General features: G+C 62.0%; 1 protein-coding gene. It reads right to left on the bottom strand.

The window, feature by feature from the left end; all coding sequences use genetic code 11:
• On the bottom strand, positions 1 to 3,915 hold a 3,915-nt coding region (locus tag AC1DU9_RS29540; RefSeq protein ID WP_477811237.1), incomplete at both ends, for a beta strand repeat-containing protein.

Genomic DNA, 3,915 nt, shown 5'->3' with positions numbered 1-3,915 from the left:
GCTTTACCCAACTGATAGTTGCTGGTAGTGATCAGGCTATCGAGTGTTGTGCTGCCATACAGGGTCGGGTTGGTCGACTCGCCGCTCTGGTAGTAAGTCGGCTTGCCGTCAGTAATGAAATACGTGAGGTTCTTCGCCCCGGTGTTGGCCACGGCGCCCGCACTCTGGAACCAGTTGGCCGTGGTTTTGAACACGTCCTCGTAGTTGGTGCCGCCGCCGGACGACATCGAATCCAGAGTCGCCTTCAACTGAGTCAGTGCATTGGAGTCATTGAGGTTCACCGACACCGACTTGTTGACCTGGGCATCGAAGTCCACCAGGAAGATGTTCACCGTACCCGAGTTACTGCCCAGGCTTTGCTTGAGGGTGTTGAACACCGACGTCAGCGAGTCCTTGGCCGAGTTGATCGACGAGGAACTCATACTGCCGGAACTGTCGACCATGAACGCGATGTTGTAGTTGGTGCCCGGCACCACGGTCAGGCCGCCGATGTCGGCGATCATGATGTCGTTGCCGTCGGTGCCAGTGACGGTGTCATTGGCCGCGGTGGCGGTGACGGCGTTATAGACCGCCGGGGACACGATCACGGGAATCTGCGAAGTGCTGCTGGCCGAACCACCCAGGGCCTCGGTGGAGGTCGAGGTCACGGTCAGGTCGAACAGGCCGTTGTAGTACGGTGGCGGAGTTACGGTCAGAGAGCCGAGGCTCCAGCCCGTCACGTTGGCCTCGCCATTGGTCGCGGTGACTGTGAAGGTATGTCCCGTGCCGTCGGTGAGCACCGAGCCGACCGGCATGCCGCTGATCTTCAGGCTCATGGCTTCCGAGCCGTCGGTGTCGGTCAGCGCGGTGGTGATGGCGGACAATTTCACACTGGTGCCTTCAGCGCCGGTATTGAGCTTGTAACCGTCGTAGTAGCCTTCGCCATTGGTGCCGTGCAAGTCGGACACGGTCACACCGGCATTCACCAGATCCGACACGCCGGTGTAAATCGGTACACCGGCACTGCTCAGGTCGATCGGCGTGCTGCCATTGACCGACAGGTTGACGTCATAGCTGCCCGGGCCACTCTGGTTGTGGTGGTAGATGTCCAGGGTGTAGTAGCCGCTAGTAGTCGGGGTGAACGAACCATTGAGGTTGCCACCCGCGCCCCATGTGGTCGCGGCTATGTTTTTGCCGCCGATGGTCACCAACAGGCTGTCATCACCGGTACCGTTGAAGGTGTAGGTCTTGCCGGCTTCGAGGTAGATCAGGCCGGAGGTTTTCGATGCCGTACCGGCGGTCACGCCACCGTCGGACTGCACGTTGGTCACGGTGCCTTTGGAATTTGCTGTGCCAGCGGCGTCGATCACGTTTTTCAGCGTGGTCGAGTCCGCGCCGTTGCCGCTGGTGCCCAGGCCCGAAAGACCGGTCCAGACTTCCTTGATCAACCCGGTGGACTTCACGCTGTTGTCGGCAACGCTCAGGGTCGGCGCATCCGCCACCGGGGTGATGTCGATCTTGATCGTGCCGGTGTTGCCCAGAGTCTGGCCGTCGGTTGGCTGGAACTTGATTTGTGTGTAGTCGGCCTGGTTGTTGCCCAGGCCGGTACCGCCATACCCGTCTACACCCGACTCGTTGGCATCCGGCGTGAAGCGCAGTTTGCCAGCGTCGATATCAGCCTTGCTGAAGGTCTGGTTGGTGGCGACATCTTTCCAGGTCGAACCGTCCAGGTACTGCAGTTTGCCCTCGCCCGGCAGCTGGGTGATTTTCACGCCCAGGCTGACGGCCGGACTGTCGACGTCGCTGACGCCGAAGGTCGACCAGCCGAGGATCAGCGGTGTGTCTTCGGTGCCGGTGACGTTGACTGGTGCTGCAACCGGCGCGTCATTGACCGCCACCACGTTGACCGTAGTGGTCGCGGTGTTGGAGTAGTTGCTGCCATCGGTCACCGTCACGGTGATGGTGCGCGGCACGGTGCTCGGGTCTTCACTGTTGTTGGTGAAGGTGATGTTCTTGATCTGCTGCGTGTAGTCGGCCAGCGTCGCGTTGCCCGACAGCGTCAGCGTGACTGAGCCATTGGTGCTGTTGGCATTGATGGTGATGCCATTGACGCTGTTGCCCAGGTTCAGTGCATCGCCGTCCTGACGGTTGGTCAGCACGATGGTCGCGCCGGTCAGCAGAGTGCTGTCCGGGTCGGTGATGCTCAGATCGGTATCGCCGATCGACACGCCCGCACCTGGGGTGTTCTCGGTGAACGTCACCTTGTAATCGGCCCCGGTGGCACCGCTGGAGTTGTTGGCGTCGAGGTTCAGCACTGGCGGTGCATCGTTGTCGATGATCGAAGTGCTGACGCTGCCATTGGACGCGCTGATCGCCAGGCTCTCGAAGTTGCCGCCGGTGGCCGAGTCGATCTTGACCACGAAGTTTTCGGTGCCTTCGGTGATTTTGTCGTCGATGGTCGCGACGTTGAAGCTGGCACTGCTGGCGCCCGCCGGGATCTTCACGGTGTACACACCGGTGAAGTCAGAACCGTCGGCGGCGGTGCCGCTGTAGACGACTTTCAGCGTCACTTCGGTCTGGGCCGGGTGAGTCAGGCTGACGGTGTAACTGGCGGTCTGGCCTTCGGTCACCGAGGTGCTGCCGCTGATGCTGACAGTGGTGGTGTCCTGGAAGTCACTGACGCTGGTCGACACTGGCGTCTTGTCCGTGCCGAGGGCTTCCAGGTTGCCGCCGCTGGCGGTCTTGATTGATTCAGTAACGGTTGGCGCGCCAGTGTAGACGTCGTTGCCCACGGTAATCGGCAGAGTGCCTGAACTTTGGCCGACGGCGATGGTGATCACCTTGCCGCTGTCCAGAGTCACGGTCACCGGCGTGTCGTGTGCAGTGACCGGGGCGCCATTTTTGTCGGTGATGGTCGCGGTGTACGTGATCGTGCCGTTCTCGCTTACCGATGGAGTTGCAGTCAGCTTCACGGTGGTGGCGTCGTTGACATCGGTAACCGTGGTGCTGACCGGGGTCTTGATCGGGTTGATCGCTTCGAGGTTGCCACCGGCCGCTTCCTTGATGGATTCGGTGACCGTGGTTGGCCCTTGGTAGACGTCGTTGCCCACGCTCACCGGCAAGGTGCCGGCGCTCTGGCCGACGGCAATGGTGATGACCTTGCCGCTGTCTAGCGTCACGGTGACCGGACCGTTCTGCGCGGTGACCGGGGCGCCGTTCTTGTCGGTCAGGGTCGCGGTGTAGGTGATGGTGCCGTTCTCATCCACGCTCGGGGTGGCGCTCAGGGTTACCGTGGTGGTGTCGTTGACGTCATTGACCGTGGTGCTCACCGGCGTTTTCACCGGGCTGATCGCTTCGAGGTTGCCACCCACCGCGTCCTTGATGGATTCGGTCACCGTGGTCGGCCCTTGGTACACGTCGTTGCCCACGCTCACTGGCAAGGAGCCGGCGCCCTGGCCTTCGGCGATGGTGATGACCTTGCCGCTGTCCAGCGTGACGGTGACCGGACCGTTTTGCGCGATGACCGGTTTGCCCAGGGCATCGGTCAGCGTCGCGGTGTAGATGATGGTGCCGTTCTCATCCACGCTCGGGGTGGCGGTCAGGGTTACCGTGGTGGTGTCGTTGACGTCATTGGCCGTGGTGCTCACCGGCGTTTTCACCGGGTTGATCGCCTCGAGGTTGCCGCCGTCGGCCGATTTAATCGACTCGGTCACGGTGGTTGGCCCCTGGTACACGTCGTTGCCCACCGTGACCGGCAGGCTGCCAGAGCTCTGCCCTTCGGCGATGGTAATGACCTTGCCGCTGTCCAGCGTCACGGTGACCGCACCGTTCTGCGCCGTCACCGGTTGGCCCTGGGCGTCGGTCAGCGTCGCGGTGTAGGTGATGGTGCCGTTCTCGTCGACGCTCGGCGTCGCGCTCAGGGTCACCGTGGTGGTG

It is taken from the genome of Pseudomonas sp. P4_C1, assembly GCF_056402155.1.
The sequence above is the reverse complement of the archived record's forward strand: the minus strand, read 5'-3'. Positions and strand labels throughout refer to the sequence as shown.